The sequence below is a fragment of the Nocardia sp. XZ_19_385 genome (assembly GCF_015355755.1).
In the GTDB taxonomy this organism is placed as follows: domain Bacteria; phylum Actinomycetota; class Actinomycetes; order Mycobacteriales; family Mycobacteriaceae; genus Nocardia.
The window spans coordinates 12,198-28,823 of the sequence record NZ_JACVEE010000009.1 but is presented as its reverse complement, the minus strand read 5'-3'; the positions used below and the strand labels follow the sequence as shown (position 1 = coordinate 28,823).

The window sequence follows — 16,626 nt, the reverse complement described above, 5'->3', positions numbered from 1 at the left end:
CTGACTGGGGAATCCGAGAAGTAGGGGAGGGCAAGTGGATTCGAGCTCAACCGGGCGGCTACGTCCATCGCCGCGCACCGTTTTCGCGCAGCGGTTCGCCGAATTGTTCGACGCGGCAGGCAATCCGACCTTGCGCCGGATTGCCGCCGCGGCGGACGCGCGGATGCGATCGGCCCGCGCGGCAGGGCAGAAGGGCGGGGTCTCGATCCAGCGGATCAGCGACTGGAAAGCCGGTCGCAATGTGCCCGCGAAGTTCGAAACCTTTCTGCCGGTGGTTCTTACGCTGATCGACGAGGCCCGCAAGTCCAGCGAGCAGGTGCCACCCGCCCTGCTGTCGGTCCAGGAGTGGCAACGGCTGTGGACCGCCGCCATCGAATGGGACCCGGCCTCGGCGGCAACCGAATGCCCCTATCTCGGCCTGACCGCCTACCGCCGCCAGGACGCCGAACTCTTCTTCGGGCGCACCAGACCGACCACCGAGTTCGTCGAATTGGTGCGCAGCACAGTCGGTCCCGACGGGCAGGGCGGGGTCGTGGTGCTGGTGGGAGCATCGGGTGCGGGGAAGTCGTCTCTGCTCGAAGCCGGGGTAATCCCGGAATTGGCGCAACCCGAGCAGGATTGGGCCATCGCGGCGCTGACGCCGGGAGTGGATCCGGTGCGGTCCCTGCTGGCGGCGGTCTCTGCCGAAGACGACGACACGGTCAGATCCGCTGGAGCGGGTGAACTCCACGCGGCCCAGGCGTCCGCTGAAGAGCCGACTCCAACTGCTGGATCCATCACCGGGCCGCTGGCGGAATGGGGCTCCGGTCGCCAGCGCCTGCTGATCATCGACCAATTCGAAGAACTGTTCACCCTCTGCCACGACGACGACCAGCGCGAGGTATTCCTCTCGGCCCTCGAACATCTCGCTATCCGCGGCGAACGCGAGCCCACCGCGGTAGTAGTCGCCGTGCGCGCCGACTTCTACGCTCGCTGCGTAGACATCCCGGTCCTCGAGGACGCCCTCAAACACCGCAGCTACCTCCTCGGCCCGATGCGCCTGGACGAACTGGCCGAAGCCATCACCCGCCCAGCCGAATTGGCAGGCTACAAGCTCGAATCCGGTCTCGAAGAACTCGTTATCAGCGAACTCTGCGGGCTGGGCGGCCGCGGCGACCGCCGCGCCTACGACCCCGGCGCGTTGCCGTTGGTCTCCCACGTGATGGAAGCCGTCTGGCAGCGCCGCGATGGAATGCGCCTGACCATCAACGGTTATGAGCAGTCCGGTGGTGTCCTCGGATCCGTTGCCGCCACCGCTGAAAAGGCCTGGAGTGAACTCTCCGAATTCCAACAGGCAGTGGGCAAACAGGTCCTCCTCGGCCTCGTCGCGGTCGGCGACGACTCCCGCGACACGCGTCGCAGGGTGGCCCGGGCGGAATTGGTTCGCCAAACCGTCGAAGCTGCCGGAGCCGCTCTCGAAGTTCTTGCGCGTACCCGGCTGATCACCCTCGATGCCGAATTCGCCTATCTGACCCACGAGATCGTGCTGGACGCCTGGCCTCGGCTGCGCTCGTGGATTGATGAGGATCGCGTCGGATATCTGGAAAGGCAACGGCTGCAAGCGGATGCGTCGGAGTGGATCGCGAACGGGCGGGATCCCTCGCTGCTTTATCGCGGGGCTCGACTCACGACGATGCGGGAACACTCCGATAAGGGCTCGGTGGGTGTGGTGGCCGAGGAGTTCCTCGCGGCTTCGCGGGCAGCCCGGCGCAGGTCGGAGCACCGTTCGCTGGCCTTGCGGTCCGCGCTGACGTTCTTGGTGGTCGCGGCACTGGCGCTGGCAGGAGTCGCGTTCGTGCAGAACGGCACTGTCAAAGAACAGCGTGACAATGCGATTTTCGCTGCGGTGCTGGCTGAGGCCGATCGGGTACGGGGCGTCGACCCGACGCTATCGGCCCAGCTGATCGCCGTGGCAAATCGGCTGCGCCCGGGAGACCGTGAAGTACGGACGCGACTTCTGGACTCACAGACATTGCCGATGGCTAACTCAGTGCCGGGTCATATCGGATGGGTGTGGGAATTGGCCTTTCGCCCGGGTGGCCGGGTCTTGGCTTCCATTGGGGCGGACCGGGCGATCCGTCTGTGGGACACCTCCGACGTGAATCACCCGGTGCCCTTGGGCGACCCGCTACCCGGTGCCGAAGGGAGCACGGTTTCGCTGGCTTTCAGCCCCGACGGGCAGACGCTGGTGTCCGGCGCCCTTTCCGACGGCATGATTCGTCGCTGGAATGTCAGCGATGTTACTGAGCCGACGCCGATCGGTACCCCATTTGCCGCTGCGTCGGGCCAAGTCCTCGGCTTCAGTCCAGATGGGCAAACCTTGGCAACCCTGGGTGCCGACGGCACGAAATTTGCGGCGATTACCTTCTGGAATCTATCGAATCCGGAGGCACCCCAGCCGACAGCGCTGTATTTCCCCTCGGCCATATCCTTCGTCACCTCGCTCAGCGCCGACCTGCGGTATGCGACGACATTGGAAGCCGACGGAGCGGTGGCGGTATGGAATGTAGCCAACCCCAAAGCGGTGCGACTGGTCGGTCGAACCGAGAGCAAAGACTCTTCGGGCGCCTTCTTCAGGCCTGGGACCCACCAGCTGGTGACTTTCGGCGGATCAAGCCGAGCAGTGCAGCTGTGGGAAATATCCGATGTGGCAGGGGTGAGGCCGCTCGGAATGCCAGTGCCCACAGGTGAAACGCTGACTGGTGCCTCGCATTCGTTCAGCTGGGATGGCAACCTCCTGGCCATCGGCTCAGTCGACGGAAGGATCAGTGTGGTGTCGCTGGTCCGGCCCGACCAGCCGGCGATGCTGGTCGAAAGGGTCGTCGCGGACCTCGGTGGCATCAAAGCGATAGCGTTCGGCCCCGAAGGAATTCTGCTCTCGGGCGGGCAGAGCGGCAGGATCCGAACGTGGTCGCTCGCCTTGCCGCCGTATCTCACCGAGGGAGTCAGCGGAATTTCGCTGGATTCCAAGGGAGACCGGATGCTGGTCGCCACGCCCTCGGGCCGGGTCGAAATTTTGAATGCAGCTGACCCGACGAAACTCTCGAGGATTGGGGCTCTGCAGGCGGCTGTCAGGCACCCCTCGGTGGTGATAAGCCCGGATGGCCGCTTCGCCTACGTCGAGGGTACGGAAAGGCTTGGCACCCTGTTCGACATTGCGAGCCCCTCAGCGCCCCAGGCTTTGGCCGATCTGCCCCGCACGCCCTACAGCTCGGACAGTGCCGTATTCCTGTCGGATTCACGTTTTCTCATCACGATCGACAACCCACCCGGGTCCGGCGATCTGGTCGGCCGGATTCAGGTCTGGGACCTCGCCGATCCGCGGCAACCGCGACAAGTCGGCGACCCACTCCATGTGCCAGGAAACTTCGACATGAAACTCAGCGCTGACGGCCGCGTGCTGGCCGTCGCGGGAACCAGTGAGTTCGTGACGCTCTGGGATGTCGCCGAACCTGGTCGACTGAAGGAGCTCGGCCGCGTGCGCGTCGGGCCTCCGGACTCCTCGGTGCGGATCGCTCTGAGCGCCAGTGGGAAGTACCTCGCCAGCGCTGCCGAAGACAAATTGGTTCGGATCTGGAATATCGCGGAGCCGCACAATCCTGTCGCGATCGGCGAGCCGATGAGTGAGCGCGACGCACGAGTTCAGGCGATGGCCTTCAACCCTCGTGGTGACCTGTTGGCATCGGCGGACCTGGAATCACAGGTCCGCTGGGTGGACCTCTCCGACGAGCAACACCCGGTTCCGGTCGAGTACCCGCTCGCCAGTGTCGTACCGGACGGCGAACGCTTCCTCGACTTCCACCCCGCGGGACGATTCCTGATCACAGCCGGCACAGCCGGCGGGCTTCGCTGGTGGAACCTCGATGCGCGTGCCGCAGTCGACCGGATCTGTGCCGCCACCACGCCGATCACCGAAGAGCAATGGCGCAAACATGTTCCGGAGTTGCCGTACAACCCGCCGTGCGCATAGAGCAACCGACAACCTTGCCTGGAATTCGAAAGTAGGGGAGTGCAGATGGATTCGAGTTCCACCGGTGGTCGGCTCCAGCCGTCACCACGCGCGGTGTTCGCGCAACAATTCGCCGCCTTGTTCGATGCGGCAGGCAATCCGACCCTGCGCCGGGTTGCGGCTGCTGCCGAGGCACGGATGCGAGCAACCCGCGCGGCCGGGCAGAAGGGCGGAGTGTCGATCCAGCGGATCAGCGACTGGAAGGCGGGGCGGAATACGCCTGCGAAGTTCGAAACCTTTCTGCCGGTGGTGCTTACGTTGATCGACGAGGCGCGCAAGTCGAGCGGGCAGGTGTCGCCCGCGCTGTTGTCGGTGCAGGAGTGGCAGCGGCTGTGGACCGCGTCGAACGAGTGGGATCCCGATGCCGACGCCGCGAGTGCGGTGTGCCCGTATCTCGGATTGGCCTCGTATCGGCCCGCCGATGCCGAGGTGTTCTTCGGGCGTGGCAGGGTCACCGCTGAACTAGCCGAAAGGGTCAGGGCCACAATTGGTTCCGGCGGCGAAGGCGGCATGATAATGCTGGTCGGAGCCTCGGGAGCCGGGAAGTCGTCGCTGCTGGCGGCGGGATTGATCCCGGTCCTCGCGGTTCCGGCGGACCAGTGGTCTGTCGTGGCCATGACGCCGGGCCCGGATCCGGTCAGCTCGCTCTTGGTCGCTGTTGCGGCGCAGTCTGATTCGGAAGTGGATCCGGAGACTTCACTGGCCGACGCACTGGCTGCGTGGGGTGCGGGCGGACGCCGCTTGCTGCTCGTCGACCAGTTCGAGGAACTGTTCACGTTGTGCAAGGACGAGCGCCGCCGCAAGGAATTCCTCGCGGCGCTGGAACACCTCGCCATCCGCGGCGAAAACGAGCCGACTGCCGTGGTTCTCGCTGTCCGAGCCGACTTCTACGCACGTTGCCTGGATGTCCCGGTTCTGGAGGACGCCCTCAAGCACCGCAGCTATCTGCTCGGTCCGATGCGCTTGGACGAGCTGGCCGAGGCCATCACCAGACCTGCCGAAACAGCCGGCTACAAACTGGAATCGGGCCTCGAGGAGCTCATCATCACCGAGCTGTGCGGGCTCGGTGGCGGCGAGGATCGCCAAGGCTACGACCCTGGTGCGCTGCCGCTCGTCTCGCACGTTATGGAGGCGGTGTGGCAGCGCCGCGAAGGTGCCCGGCTGACGATCGACGGATATCGCGCCGCCGGTGGGGTGGTGGGATCGGTGGCAGCTACCGCCGAGAAGGCTTGGAATGAGCTCACCGAATTCCAGCAGGCGGTCGGGAAGCAGGTGCTGCTCGGGTTGGTCACGGTCGGGGAAGACGCCCGCGACACCCGCCGTAAGGTGACCCGTGCCGAATTGCTGAGCCGCACAGTCGAAGCCGCCGATGCCGCGCTCGATGCGCTGGCCAGCACACGGCTGGTCACGCTGGATTCCGACGCCGCATACCTGACCCACGAAATCGTGCTGGATGCCTGGCCGCGGTTGCGGGCATGGATCGACGAAGATCGCGTCGGCTATCTCGAACGGCAGCGACTACACAACGATGCGGCGGATTGGGTTGCGGCGGATCGGGATCCGGCGTTGCTGTACCGGGGCACACGGTTGAGCGCGGTCGAAGAGCACGTCGGCAAGGACGCGGTCGGTGCCATTGCCACAGAATTCCTCACCGCTGCGCAGGCCGAGCGGAAGAAGGCCGTGCGGCGGACCGCCGCGACAAAGGTCACCCTCGCCGCGCTCGCCGTTGTCGCACTGGTGCTGGCGGGTGTGGCATTCGTGCAGAGCGGTACGGCGAAGGTTCAGCGCGACAATGCCATATTCGCCGCCATAGTGGCGCAAGCCGACCAATTGCGAGAGCGGGATCCGGCGCTGTCGGCACAATTGGTGCTGGCCGCGCACCGTTTGCGGCCCGACGACCAGGAAGTGCGTGCTCGAATATTGGACACGCAGTCGCGGCCATTGGCGAAGTCATTCTCTGGGCACTCCGGGTCGGTGACCGCGACCGCGTTCCGATCCGATAGGCGCGTATTCGCTACCTCGGGACACGACAAGATGATCCGGCTCTGGGACACCGCCGACCCGGCCCATCCGAAGGTCCTCGGGCAGATGGCTAGTGGGGAAACCGATGATATCGACTCCCTTGCCCTCAGCGCGGATGGCAGGTTTCTCGCGGCGGCCCGTTGGTTCGGTGGCGTGCGGCTGTGGGATGTCAGCGACCCCGCCCGCCCTACTCTGTTCGGCGAGCCGTTGCTTCCCGGGGGCACAGTCGAATTCAGTTCTGACAGCCGGACATTGGTAACTTCGAAGTTCCGGGCTTCCTTGACGATGTGGGCCTTGGACGACCCCGCCCACCCGAAGCCGCAGGAGGTGGTGCTTTCGGGCGACAATGATGCGAATGGTTCATTGTCGCTATCCCTGAGCAGGTCACTCGCAGCCACCATCAATCGCGATCGGGAGACAGAACTCTGGGATATTTCCAAACCGGGCGCGGCGCGAAACTTGGGCAGGGTCCAGGAGGATTCCGGTGGAGCCGTTCTCAGCCCGAACGGCCGGATCCTTGCCGTCGCGGGTACGAACGGTCTCTCGATCCAGCTCTGGGACGTGTCGGATACGGCGATGCCGCGCCGGATCGGGAACCCGATACCTACAGGTTCATTCGAGGTGGTGACCCAGGCCTACGTAACCGTTGCCTTCAGTCCGGACAGCGATTTGCTCGCTATCGGGTCCGGGTCCGGGCGCTCCGCCAAGCTGTCATTGCTCTCGATCTCGGAACCGAAGCAGCAGGTGCTGATTTCGTCCTGGACGGCCGCCGAATTCGCGAATTCGATTGGCTTCGGTGCGGGTGGCCGCTTGTTCACCGGTGGAAACGACGGTTTGGTCAGGGTGTGGCAACTGCCGGACGGAATGGACGACCAGCAGTGGTCGGGCGGCTTCGGATTCGATGCGGCCGGGAACCGGATGGTGCTGGATACCTACGGTGTGACCGAGGTATGGAGCGTCGCAGACCCGAGTAACGCCAGCTTGCTGGGCCGACTGCGCGTCGAGAACAGCTTCGGTAGGCCGAATATCAGTCCCGATGGCCGGACCGTGCTGCTCCTCGAAAGTGATACCGGCGCAAGGCTCTTCGACATATCCGATCCTGCGGTCCCGCAACTGCTGGCAAACCTGCCTGGCGAATACTTCGATTTCCAGAGCGCGGTATTCAGCTCCGATTCACAGCAGTTGACGATCCTCGAGACCATCCGCCGAGACCGATACATGATCCCGAGGCTGCGGGTGTGGGACCTCTCCGATCGAGCGCATCCCCGAGCGACCGGCGAGCCGGTGGAGATTCCCCAGGAAAGCGATCTGACGTCATTTCCGGTCAGCTACATCGAGCAGGTTCCCGGCCGAAATCTCGTCGCGATACCCGAAGCCGGCGGGTATGTAGCTCTATGGACGATTGCGGATCCGTCTCGGCCGCAACAGGTTGCCAGGATCCATGTCGGCCACTCCGGTTCGCGCATCCGTCTCGCCGTGAATTCAACGGGAACTGTGCTCGTCAGCACCGCCGACGAGCAGACGATCAGAGTCTGGGACATCACCGAGGAGCGTTCTCCCGTCGAAATCGGATCACCCCTGGCCGGCCATGCGGCACTGGTGACATCGCTTGCGTTCAGCCCCGACGGAAAACTCCTCGCCTCCACCGGCCTGGACTCCGAGCTGCGCCTCTGGACCTTCACCGACCCCCACAACCCCCAACCCATCAACTACCCCTTGGCCACCTCGGTCCCGAAGGCCGAGTGGAAGCTGGCATTTCACCCGAGCGGCAACTTCCTCCTGACCGGCCTGCAGGGCATCCGCTGGTGGAACCTGAACACCCAACAGGTATCGGACCGCATCTGTGCCGCCACCACTCCCATCACCGACCAGCAGTGGCGCGAACGTGTGCCGGAGTTGCCCTACAGCCCGCCATGCCGCTAACCCGAACACTTTTCAAGATCACCAGGACCTGTCGGCGGCATCGGACGAGTGGCGTCCGCCGTGAGGTCCTGATGATCTTGAAGTCAGCTGGGTGGGCGGAGGGCGGCGAATTCGTCGGTGACGCGGATTTCGGAGTCGGTGTAGCGGTATAGGGCGGCGGGGCGGCCGCCTGCGCGGCCTGGCGGGGCGGTGGCGCCGGTGGGGGTGATTACCTTGCGGCGGGACAGGACTCGTTGCAGGTTGGTGGTGTCGACGTCGTAACCCAGGGCGGCGCAATAGATTTCGCGCAAGGTCGACATGGTGAATCGGTCCGGGGCCAGGGCGAAGGCGATATTCGTGTAGGACAGTTTCCTGGCCAACCTGGTGCGCGCGTGCTCGACGACGGTGCCGTGGTCGAAGGACATCGCGGGCAGGGCGGACACCGGGTGCCAGGCGGTGTCCGAAGGGAGCTGTGGGTCGGCGGTCAAGGGAACCAGTCCGAGGTAGGCCGAGGCGATGCGGCGGGCCCCGGGCACCCGGTGCGGGTCGCTGAACACCCACACCTGCTCCAAGTGGGCCAGTTCGCGCACATCGACCTTTTCGGCCAATTGCCGGGCGGCGGAGGCGTCGAGGTCCTCGTCGTCGCGCAGGCGGCCGCCGGGGAGCGACCAGGTGCCCTTCTGGGGATCGAGCGCGCGCTCCCAAAGTAGGACCGAAAGCTCGTGCTTTTGGTCGGGTGCACACCGTCGCGCGCTGGCGTCAACGCCTGGACCTGCGGGAATGCTCGCGGCGACCGGGCGAACCTGGAACACCGCGGTCAGCGTTTCGTGGATGGTGCTACTATGGGCCACGTTTTCGATTATAAGTCGAAAACCTGGTTTGGTGCGAATCGGCGAGGAGGCCGAGCGCGCGACGAAGGGAGCCATCATGGCGAGCATGGGTGCGTTTACGGCGCCTCCGCTGATGGGGCAGGTGTTCGACGGGCCGTCGGGATACACCGGCGTCGAAGGGACGCCGGAGTGGGCGCGGGAGGTGAAGCGCCTCGCACGCGAGCGCAACGCCACGATCCTGGCGCACAACTACCAGCTGCCCGAGATCCAGGACGTTGCCGATCACGTGGGTGACTCGCTGGCGCTGTCCCGCATCGCGGCCGAAGCGCCGGAGGACACCATCGTGTTCTGTGGCGTGCACTTCATGGCCGAGACAGCGAAGATCCTCAGCCCCGCCAAGACCGTGCTGATTCCGGATCAGCGCGCGGGCTGTTCGCTGGCCGACTCCATCACCGCCGAGGATCTGCGCGCCTGGAAGGCCGAGTTCCCGAACGCGGTGGTGGTGTCCTACGTGAACACCACGGCCGAGGTGAAGGCCCTCACCGATATCTGCTGCACCTCGTCCAACGCGGTCGACGTGGTCGCCTCGATCGATCCCGATCGGGAGGTGCTGTTCCTGCCGGACCAGTTCCTGGGCGCGCACGTCAAACGCGTCACCGGCCGCGAGAACATGCAGATCTGGGCCGGTGAGTGCCACGTGCACGCGGGCATCAACGGTGCGGAGCTCACCGAGCAGGCGCGCACCCACCCCGACGCCGAGCTGTTCGTACACCCCGAATGTGGTTGCGCCACTTCGGCGCTCTACCTGGCGGGGGAGGGTTCGTTCCCGGCCGATCGGGTGCACATCCTGTCCACCGGCGGCATGATCGACGCGGCCAAGCAGTCCAAGTCGAGCCAGGTGCTGGTCGCGACCGAGATCGGCATGCTGCACCAGCTGCGGAAAGCCGCACCGGGCATCGACTTCCAGGCCGTCAACGACCGCGCCTCCTGCCCCTACATGAAGATGATCACCCCGGCGGCGCTGCTGCGCTGCCTGGTCGAGGGCGCCGACGAGGTGCACGTCGATCCGGAAATGGCCGCACTGGGCCGCAATTCGGTGCAGCGCATGATCGAGATCGGTAACCCCGGCGGCGGCGAGTGATGATCGCGCCGGTGCGTCGGCACCGGCGCGTCACCGATCGTGACGCGTAGGGCGCACTGCGTTCCGGTGCGCCAAGGGGATTCGCTGACCCCCGTTTCGTCGGCGCGAGCACGAGAAGGTGCGGAAATATGACTTCGGTATCCATCGGCTGGGAAGCCGAAGCCGACCTGGTGGTGATCGGCGGCGGCGTCGCCGGCCTGACCGCGGCGCGCACGGCCTCGCTGCGCGGCCTGAAGGTGCTCATTCTCAGCAAGGGCGGGCCCACCGACACTGCCACCCAGTACGCGCAGGGCGGCATCGCCGTGGTTGCACCGCAAGAGGATTCGGTCGAATCGCATGTGCGGGACACGGTGGAGGCCGGCGCCGGCCTGGTCGACGTGGACGCCACATTGTCCATCGTCGAAGGTGGACAGGAGGCGGTCGCCGCCCTGACCGATCTCGGCGCGGTCTTCGATCTCGGCCGGGACGGCCAGATTTCGCGCACCCGCGAGGGCGGCCACAGCACCCGCCGCATCATCCACGCGGGCGGTGACGCCACCGGCGCGGAGGTGCAGCGGGCGTTGAACGCGGCCGGGCTGCCGGTCATCTTCGGTGCCGCGGCGTGTGAAATTGTGACCGGCCCGACCGGCGTGCGCGGGGTACTCGCGGTGTCGGAGCAGGGATTCGGCGTCGTGCACGCCCCGGCGGTGCTGCTCGCCACCGGCGGTCTCGGCCAGTTGTACGCGCTCAGTACCAACCCGCCCGGAGCCACTGCCGACGGCATCGCGCTCGCGCTGCGGGCCGGTGCCGCGGTCGCCGATCTGGAGTTCGTGCAGTTCCATCCGACCGTGCTGTACACCCCGGGCGGGCTGGGCCGCCGACCGCTGATCAGCGAGGCGGTGCGCGGCGAGGGCGCGACTCTGGTTGATTCCGAAGGTCATTCGGTCACCGCCGGAGTGCATCCGCGCGGCGACCTGGCGCCACGAGATGTGGTGTCGCGCGCCATTTCCGCACGGATGCGCGCCCTGGGCACCGACCACGTCTTCCTCGACGGTCGCGCCATCGACGGTTTCGCGCAACGCTTTCCGACGATCACCGCGTCCTGCCTGGCCGCGGGCATCGATCCGCGGGCCCAGCTGATCCCGGTGGCGCCGGCTGCGCATTACCAGTGCGGCGGCATCGTCACCGACACCCACGGCCGCACCGGGGTTCCCGGGCTCTACGCCGCGGGTGAGGTGGCGCGCACCGGCCTGCACGGTGCGAACCGGTTGGCGTCGAACAGTCTTCTGGAAGGTCTGGTCGTCGGCGAGCGCGTCGGATTCGCCGCCACCGAGCGGCTCGAGGTGAAACGCGGTGTCGCGGAGATCCATTCGTACACCATGCCGCGCGTCGATCGCGCCGCACTACAGCAGGTGATGACCGCCAACGCTGCCGTTGTCCGCGATCGGGATGGATTGGCCGAAGCGACCAAGCGCCTGGAACGTGCGGTGCTGCGCAATATGTCGAGCCGATTGACCAACGGGGACAAGCGGTCCGCCGACGCTGATCCGAAAGACGTTGCGGCCCAGCGCATCAGCGAACTCGAAGACGGCGCCCTCACCCTCACCGCCCGGGTGCTGCTACTCGCCGCCGCGGCCCGCACCGAAAGCCGCGGCTGCCACACCAGATCCGACTATCCCGAAGCGGTCGAGGCGCTGCGCCACAGCATCCCGATCAGCCTGGACCCGGACGGCCACCCCGACCTCGAGGCCCCGATCGTCCCGGCCGGCCTGGCCCTGACCCGCCCGTGACCACGAGATCCGCACCGGCGCAACCGAACCCGCCGCACAGCCGAGAAGGAGTGAGCTGATGGCTCTCGATCCCGCCCTGAACCGCGACGAAGTCCTCGCCCTGATCCGCACCGCCCTCGACGAAGACCTGCGCTACGGCCCCGACGTGACCACCATGGCCACCGTCCCCGCCGACGCCGTCGTCAAAGCCGCCGTGGTGACCCGTCAGCCGGGCACCGTCGCCGGACTCGACGTCGGTCTGCTGGTCCTCGACGAGGTGATCGGCGCCGGCAACTACGAGATCACCGATCGCGTCCCCGACGGCGCCCGCATCCAGCCCGGCCAGACCGTCCTCGGCCTGATCGCCCCCACCCGCGGCCTGCTCACCGCCGAACGCACCATGCTGAACCTGGTCTGCCACCTGTCCGGCATCGCCACCGCCACCTCGGCCTGGGTCGACGCGGTCGAAGGCACCGGCTGCAAGATCCGAGACAGCCGCAAAACCCTCCCCGGCCTGCGCGCTCTGCAGAAATACGCGGTCCGTACCGGCGGCGGCGTCAACCACCGCATGGGCCTCGGCGACGAAGCCCTCATCAAGGACAACCACGTCGTCGCCGCCGGTTCGGTCACCGCCGCCCTGCGCGCGGTCCGCGAGCTGGCCCCGGATATCGCCTGCGAAGTCGAAGTGGACAGCCTCGAACAACTCGACGCCGTTCTGGCGGAAAACGTCGACCTCGTCCTCTTGGACAACTTCCCGCTCTGGCAAACCCAAGCCGCGGTGCAACGCCGCAACGCCGAATCCCCGTCGACGAAACTCGAATCCTCCGGCGGCCTCACCCTCGACGCCGCCACCGACTACGCCCGCACCGGCGTCGACTACCTCGCCGTCGGGGCCCTCACCCACTCCGTGCGCGTCCTGGACCTCGGCCTGGACATGTAGACCGGCAACTCCCAGCCCGCGAAGCCGACAACGACTGCGCCCGAACGACTTAGAGGATTGCTAAGGTTTCCGCCAGCCCCTTGTGCAGGGGGCTTGGCGGTGCTGTGTGGATCCACTATCATCTGACCCGTACAGGGCGGGGATCGCAGAAATCGTTTGTGCAACTTGAACTTTCGCTATTTCGAAGGTTCAGGGCCTCCCCGCACGGCAGGGAAGGCTTCAGACCGATGCTGCTAAGTCATACGAAGTTTCGACGCATCCTCGGGAGGCGTCGTGGATGAACTCGAAGTAGGCCAGCCCAACCTCGCTGGGTTCAATCTGGATCTGCAGGACCTCTCGACCAGTTTTACGTCCAACGCCGCGCGGCTGCTGCCAGGTGTGGCGCTGCCCAGCCAATCGGCCGAGCTCATGTCGACGCTGGCCCCGGCGTTCAAGACGTTTCATACCGCGATGGCGGCCGCGTACAAGAGCGATCTGGGCACGGTCGACAGGCTGGGTACGCACCTTGTCACCGCGAAACGTGAATACAAGGGCGCCGAGAACGTCTCGACCAATGGGATTGTGTCGGCGGTCGGCATCGGAGCGGGGCAGCCGGCTGACGAAGGGGGCCCCACGCGATTCAGCGGGTTGAATCTGCCCTACTTGCAGGAAGTGGAGGACGCCCCGGCCACCGTCCGCAACGTGGTCACCGCCGGTATCCAATTGATCGGGCCCTACGACGAGCCGCTGGGTCAGAAGATCGGCCTGCGGCCCGCCAAGGAATACCTCGAACCGCTGGTGGGTGACTGGGAGGCGCTGCAGACCGTCGGTGAGCGGATCGGCCTGCTGGGCGTCAACGACTATACGGCGTCGGAGAATATCGCCGGCGGCACCAACTGGCTGCAAACGAGCTGGAAAAGGCTGGGCTCGCAGACATTCGGCGATAACGCGGCCCCCTTGGGGGAATCGATCGCCGGACGTAGCTGGGACATGGACGGGGTGTCGAAGATCGTCCAGAACGCCGGCGCGTGTCTCGAGCGCATGGTGTACAACCAGGCAATAGAGCTGAGCAGCGCGCTGACCAAGCCGATGACCTTTGTCGGATTCACCCTGCCACTGGGAGTTTGGGCGCTGTTGATCGACAAGCCCATGCAAGAGTCGAACCGGTCCCAGATCGTCGCGGCCGTCGATGCGCTGAAGGACTCCGTCAAGACCAGGCACAACAATATGACCGCCATGCTCGGCCGGGTCTCGTCCGCATTGGAATATTCCCCCGACCGGGCGGCGCCCAAGTTCGCCATGGCGGATTTCGAAGTTCCGGAGCGCGTCGACGCCGGTTCACATTTGATGCAATACGGGTTCGGTGGCCACGTCTGGTGGCAGCACAAAGCAGTTTCGGAGGCCCCCACGCTCTCCGTCTGACATAGCCGGCTATCTGTTTGTAGATTCATCGAACACGAACGAGTAGAAATTCATGGCAGAGCCCAGTCCGACTCCGAATCCCGCACCCCAACCACCCCCGGAACGGGGGGGCGATTCGAGTTCGATCCCGACTCCGAATCCCCAACCCGGACCGTCCCCGCAGCCGCCGCCCGAGCCGACTCCGATGCCTGGAGCACCCGCGTCGCCGGAACCCGACGAGGGCGCGGGCAAGTGGAACTCACAGCCCTGGTACAGCAAACTCGATGACGTCGGATTCGCTGAAGTAGCGGCGGCGGTAGCCTCGGCCGCCGACGTCATCGGGTATACGCACGCATCCGCGCACCTGGAGCACTACCTCGGTAACAGCGGGGACACCCTGAGAGTCAATGTGGATTCGGTATTGCACGACGTACCGAAGGCCAATGACGCGGCCAACCTGATAGCCGAAAACGAGATCAGAAGAATTGCCGCAGCGCAGGTGGCAGCCGAGGATTACGATCGTGCGACTACTTACCAGACCGGCTGGAGTGGCTTCTATATCACCAAAGAGTTGAGCGGTGATTGGTTTTTCGCGATGGGCGGCATCCAGCTGGCGTCGAGTGGTTCGGTGCTCACCCGGGAACCCGCGGAGGGAGCCGAGCCCACCGTGGTCGTAGAATATAAGGTGCATCTCTACGACCGCTACAACTGGGATGAAGGAAAGAGCGTCGAAATCGCCGGCGTCACTGTCCACGACAAGGACATGGGTGAACTGCATACGGCAGGGCTGGCACGCGAGTACGACATCGAGGGAACCAGCGATGTTCGCCGGTACGAGGGCAAGATACCGGCGAGCGGGTCGGTGAACCTACCCGGACCGGACGACAGTCGCGACGGCGAGAGGACGGATCCGACCAGATGAGAAACAGAACTCCTCGAATCGCGCGGGCCATACTGGTCTGCCTATCGATCGGTTCCGTGGCCGCAGCCGTAGTCGCGATGGTGACCGGGTGCGGCGGCGCAAGTAGCGAACGCGAGCCGCGCGCCGGGTCGGCCCAGCCGGGCAGCGCTGCCGAAATCACCAGGAAAGCATCCGAATTCGGCGGAGTAGTGATCCCGGACGGCGCCTCGGTCCTCGACGCTCGAACCGAAAGCGGTGCCGACACGCTCTACCGAATCGCACTGTCGACAGGCAAAGAGGGCGTAGACCGGCTGCTGCAGGCATCGAACTTCTCGTCACCCTTGGCCAAGGTGTTCCGGGTTGCCGAAACCACCATTGCGGGCCCGCCGCTGGATACGTCGCCTTCGATCCTGCGCGCCGAAGACAAATACCGTGGCTCCGATGGCAAATCGGTCTACCGAATCGTCATCGTCGACGAGCGCGACCAGGAGAACCGCTACGTCCACATCCAGCTGTTCACCACGTAGTTCAGGCGGTGAGTTCGCGCTCCAACGGCGTACGGAACCGGGGGATGGCGCGAACCTCGCCGAACCAGGTAGCCGAGCGCGCGGCTTCGGCCTTGATCAGCGCGAGCGCGTCGGCGCCGACGTCTTCCAATAGGCGCCAGGCGATTTCGCCGTCCTTGCGCTGAGCCCAGCCGCCGACGATGCGGCCGTCGAGCCAGATCGTGGGGCCGATATTGCCGTTGCGATCGAACAGCGCGGGCGCGTGCGGGCCGAGATACCACTCGCGGGACTGCCAGCCCATGGGTGTCGGGTCCAGGGCGGGGAGGAAGGCGGCCCAGGGTTCGGGGGTGGGAACAGGTTCGAGATCGTCGGCCAGCAGGACGCCGGTGGCGCCGTCGAGGTCGACTTCGACGATGTCCAACTGGGCCAAGGTTTTCCGGACATCGCCCAGCGTCCAGCCGGTCCACCACTTGATGTCGGCAACGGGTGCGGGCCCGAAGGCGTACAGCCACTTCCGGACGAGGTCGGCGCGAGCGACATCGACGGGAACGTCGAGTACCCCTGCGGGAAGCCAGGATTCGATCGGCGCCCAGGTGTACTGGCTGCTGGTCCAGCCGCCGTTGGGCCGCCCGCGGACGATCCGGCCTTCCGCGCCGAGCGTGACCAGCACCCACGTGGTGATGTTGGTGGGCTTCGAATACGACTTCTCCGGCGTCGGATTCACCTGCGTGCGCAGGCGCGGCACGGCTTTGCTGAGTTGCGCGCCGGTGGCGGCGCCGAGGGTCAGCAGCGTCTGATGGGTTTCCGCTTCGACGTCGGCGAGCCAGGTGGCGACGTCACCGTCGATGACACCGGCTTGTTCGAGGTATCTGCCGTAGGTGCGGCGCTGCTTCTCGGCGAGCGCGTCGGCGCACGAACTCTGCAGTGCCGGAACCAGTTCCGTCGGGGCGATGAACATGGTGCGCCGCATGGCGAGCATGCGGAGCAGGGTGCGGTCGTCGTAGAGCGCTTTCTCTACATCCGCGGGGACGAGGTCCAGGCCACGCGCGCCGACGGACAGATACACCGTCGCCGGATCGGTGGCGTGCAGCACGACCATCGAACGGGCGATCTCGGCCGCGTCGGCAACCCGGTGCTCGTAGGCCAGCCGATGCCGCACACCGAGCCGGGCCCGCCGCTGCGCGGCATCTATCGAACGCATAGGCGAA

The 16,626-nt window shown here is 65.8% G+C and carries 10 protein-coding genes; 8 read left to right on the top strand and 2 right to left on the bottom strand.

All coding sequences use genetic code 11. The features are described from left to right. The first annotated feature begins 34 nt into the window (after positions 1-34). Together IBX22_RS38455 and IBX22_RS36705 are read left to right on the top strand one after the other, a co-directional pair. Entirely contained in the window at positions 35-4,009 is a 3,975-nt protein-coding gene (locus tag IBX22_RS38455) for a WD40 repeat domain-containing protein (RefSeq protein ID WP_194820454.1), read from the top strand. A gap of 45 nt (positions 4,010-4,054) precedes the next feature. Then, positions 4,055-7,993, top strand: coding sequence for an AAA family ATPase (locus IBX22_RS36705; RefSeq protein WP_194820453.1), 3,939 nt, complete (start codon positions 4,055-4,057; stop codon positions 7,991-7,993). Positions 7,994-8,076: 83 nt separating this feature from the next. Here IBX22_RS36705 and IBX22_RS36700 read toward each other — a convergent pair whose 3' ends face one another. Continuing rightward, complete coding sequence (locus IBX22_RS36700; protein WP_194820452.1) at positions 8,077-8,823, bottom strand: NUDIX domain-containing protein; 747 nt, start codon at positions 8,821-8,823, stop codon at positions 8,077-8,079. Between the two features lie 76 nt (positions 8,824-8,899). Between IBX22_RS36700 and nadA the strand changes: the two genes are divergently transcribed. The 6 genes from nadA to IBX22_RS36670 all read left to right on the top strand — a co-directional run bounded on the left by nadA (position 8,900) and on the right by IBX22_RS36670 (position 15,439). Beyond that, on the top strand, positions 8,900-9,943 hold the full coding sequence (nadA, locus tag IBX22_RS36695) for a quinolinate synthase NadA (protein ID WP_194820451.1): 1,044 nt from the start codon (positions 8,900-8,902) through the stop codon (positions 9,941-9,943). A 128-nt stretch (positions 9,944-10,071) separates the two neighbouring features. Then, positions 10,072-11,712: an L-aspartate oxidase gene (locus IBX22_RS36690; protein WP_194820450.1), complete on the top strand. Its 1,641-nt coding sequence runs from the start codon at positions 10,072-10,074 to the stop codon at positions 11,710-11,712. Between the two features lie 58 nt (positions 11,713-11,770). Beyond that, positions 11,771-12,631 carry a carboxylating nicotinate-nucleotide diphosphorylase gene (gene nadC / locus IBX22_RS36685; RefSeq protein WP_194820449.1) on the top strand — a complete coding sequence of 287 codons (861 nt, stop codon included), beginning with the start codon at positions 11,771-11,773 and terminating at the stop codon, positions 12,629-12,631. Positions 12,632-12,904: 273 nt separating this feature from the next. Then, a complete protein-coding gene (locus IBX22_RS36680) occupies positions 12,905-14,032 on the top strand; it encodes a hypothetical protein (RefSeq protein ID WP_194820448.1) in 1,128 nt (375 codons plus the stop codon). A gap of 388 nt (positions 14,033-14,420) precedes the next feature. After that, positions 14,421-14,933, top strand: a complete 513-nt coding sequence (locus tag IBX22_RS36675) for a hypothetical protein (protein ID WP_194820447.1) — start codon at positions 14,421-14,423, stop codon at positions 14,931-14,933. Between the two features lie 56 nt (positions 14,934-14,989). After that, complete coding sequence (locus IBX22_RS36670) at positions 14,990-15,439, top strand: hypothetical protein (RefSeq protein ID WP_194820446.1); 450 nt, start codon at positions 14,990-14,992, stop codon at positions 15,437-15,439. Position 15,440: 1 nt separating this feature from the next. Here the strand turns inward: IBX22_RS36670 and IBX22_RS36665 are convergent, their stop codons facing one another. Then, a complete protein-coding gene (locus IBX22_RS36665) occupies positions 15,441-16,619 on the bottom strand; it encodes a winged helix DNA-binding domain-containing protein (protein ID WP_194820445.1) in 1,179 nt (392 codons plus the stop codon). Positions 16,620-16,626: the final 7 nt, after the last annotated feature.

Bases quoted from the DNA above. Each gene is read 5' to 3' on its own strand.
- IBX22_RS36705 (WP_194820453.1), top strand. From the start codon at position 4,055: ATGGATTCGAGTTCCACCGGTGGTCGGCTCCAGCCGTCACCACGCGCG.
- IBX22_RS36690 (WP_194820450.1), top strand. From the start codon at position 10,072: ATGACTTCGGTATCCATCGGCTGGGAAGCCGAAGCCGACCTGGTGGTG.
- nadC (WP_194820449.1), top strand. From the start codon at position 11,771: ATGGCTCTCGATCCCGCCCTGAACCGCGACGAAGTCCTCGCCCTGATC.
- IBX22_RS36665 (WP_194820445.1), bottom strand. From the start codon at position 16,619: ATGCGTTCGATAGATGCCGCGCAGCGGCGGGCCCGGCTCGGTGTGCGG.
- nadA (WP_194820451.1), top strand. From the start codon at position 8,900: ATGGCGAGCATGGGTGCGTTTACGGCGCCTCCGCTGATGGGGCAGGTG.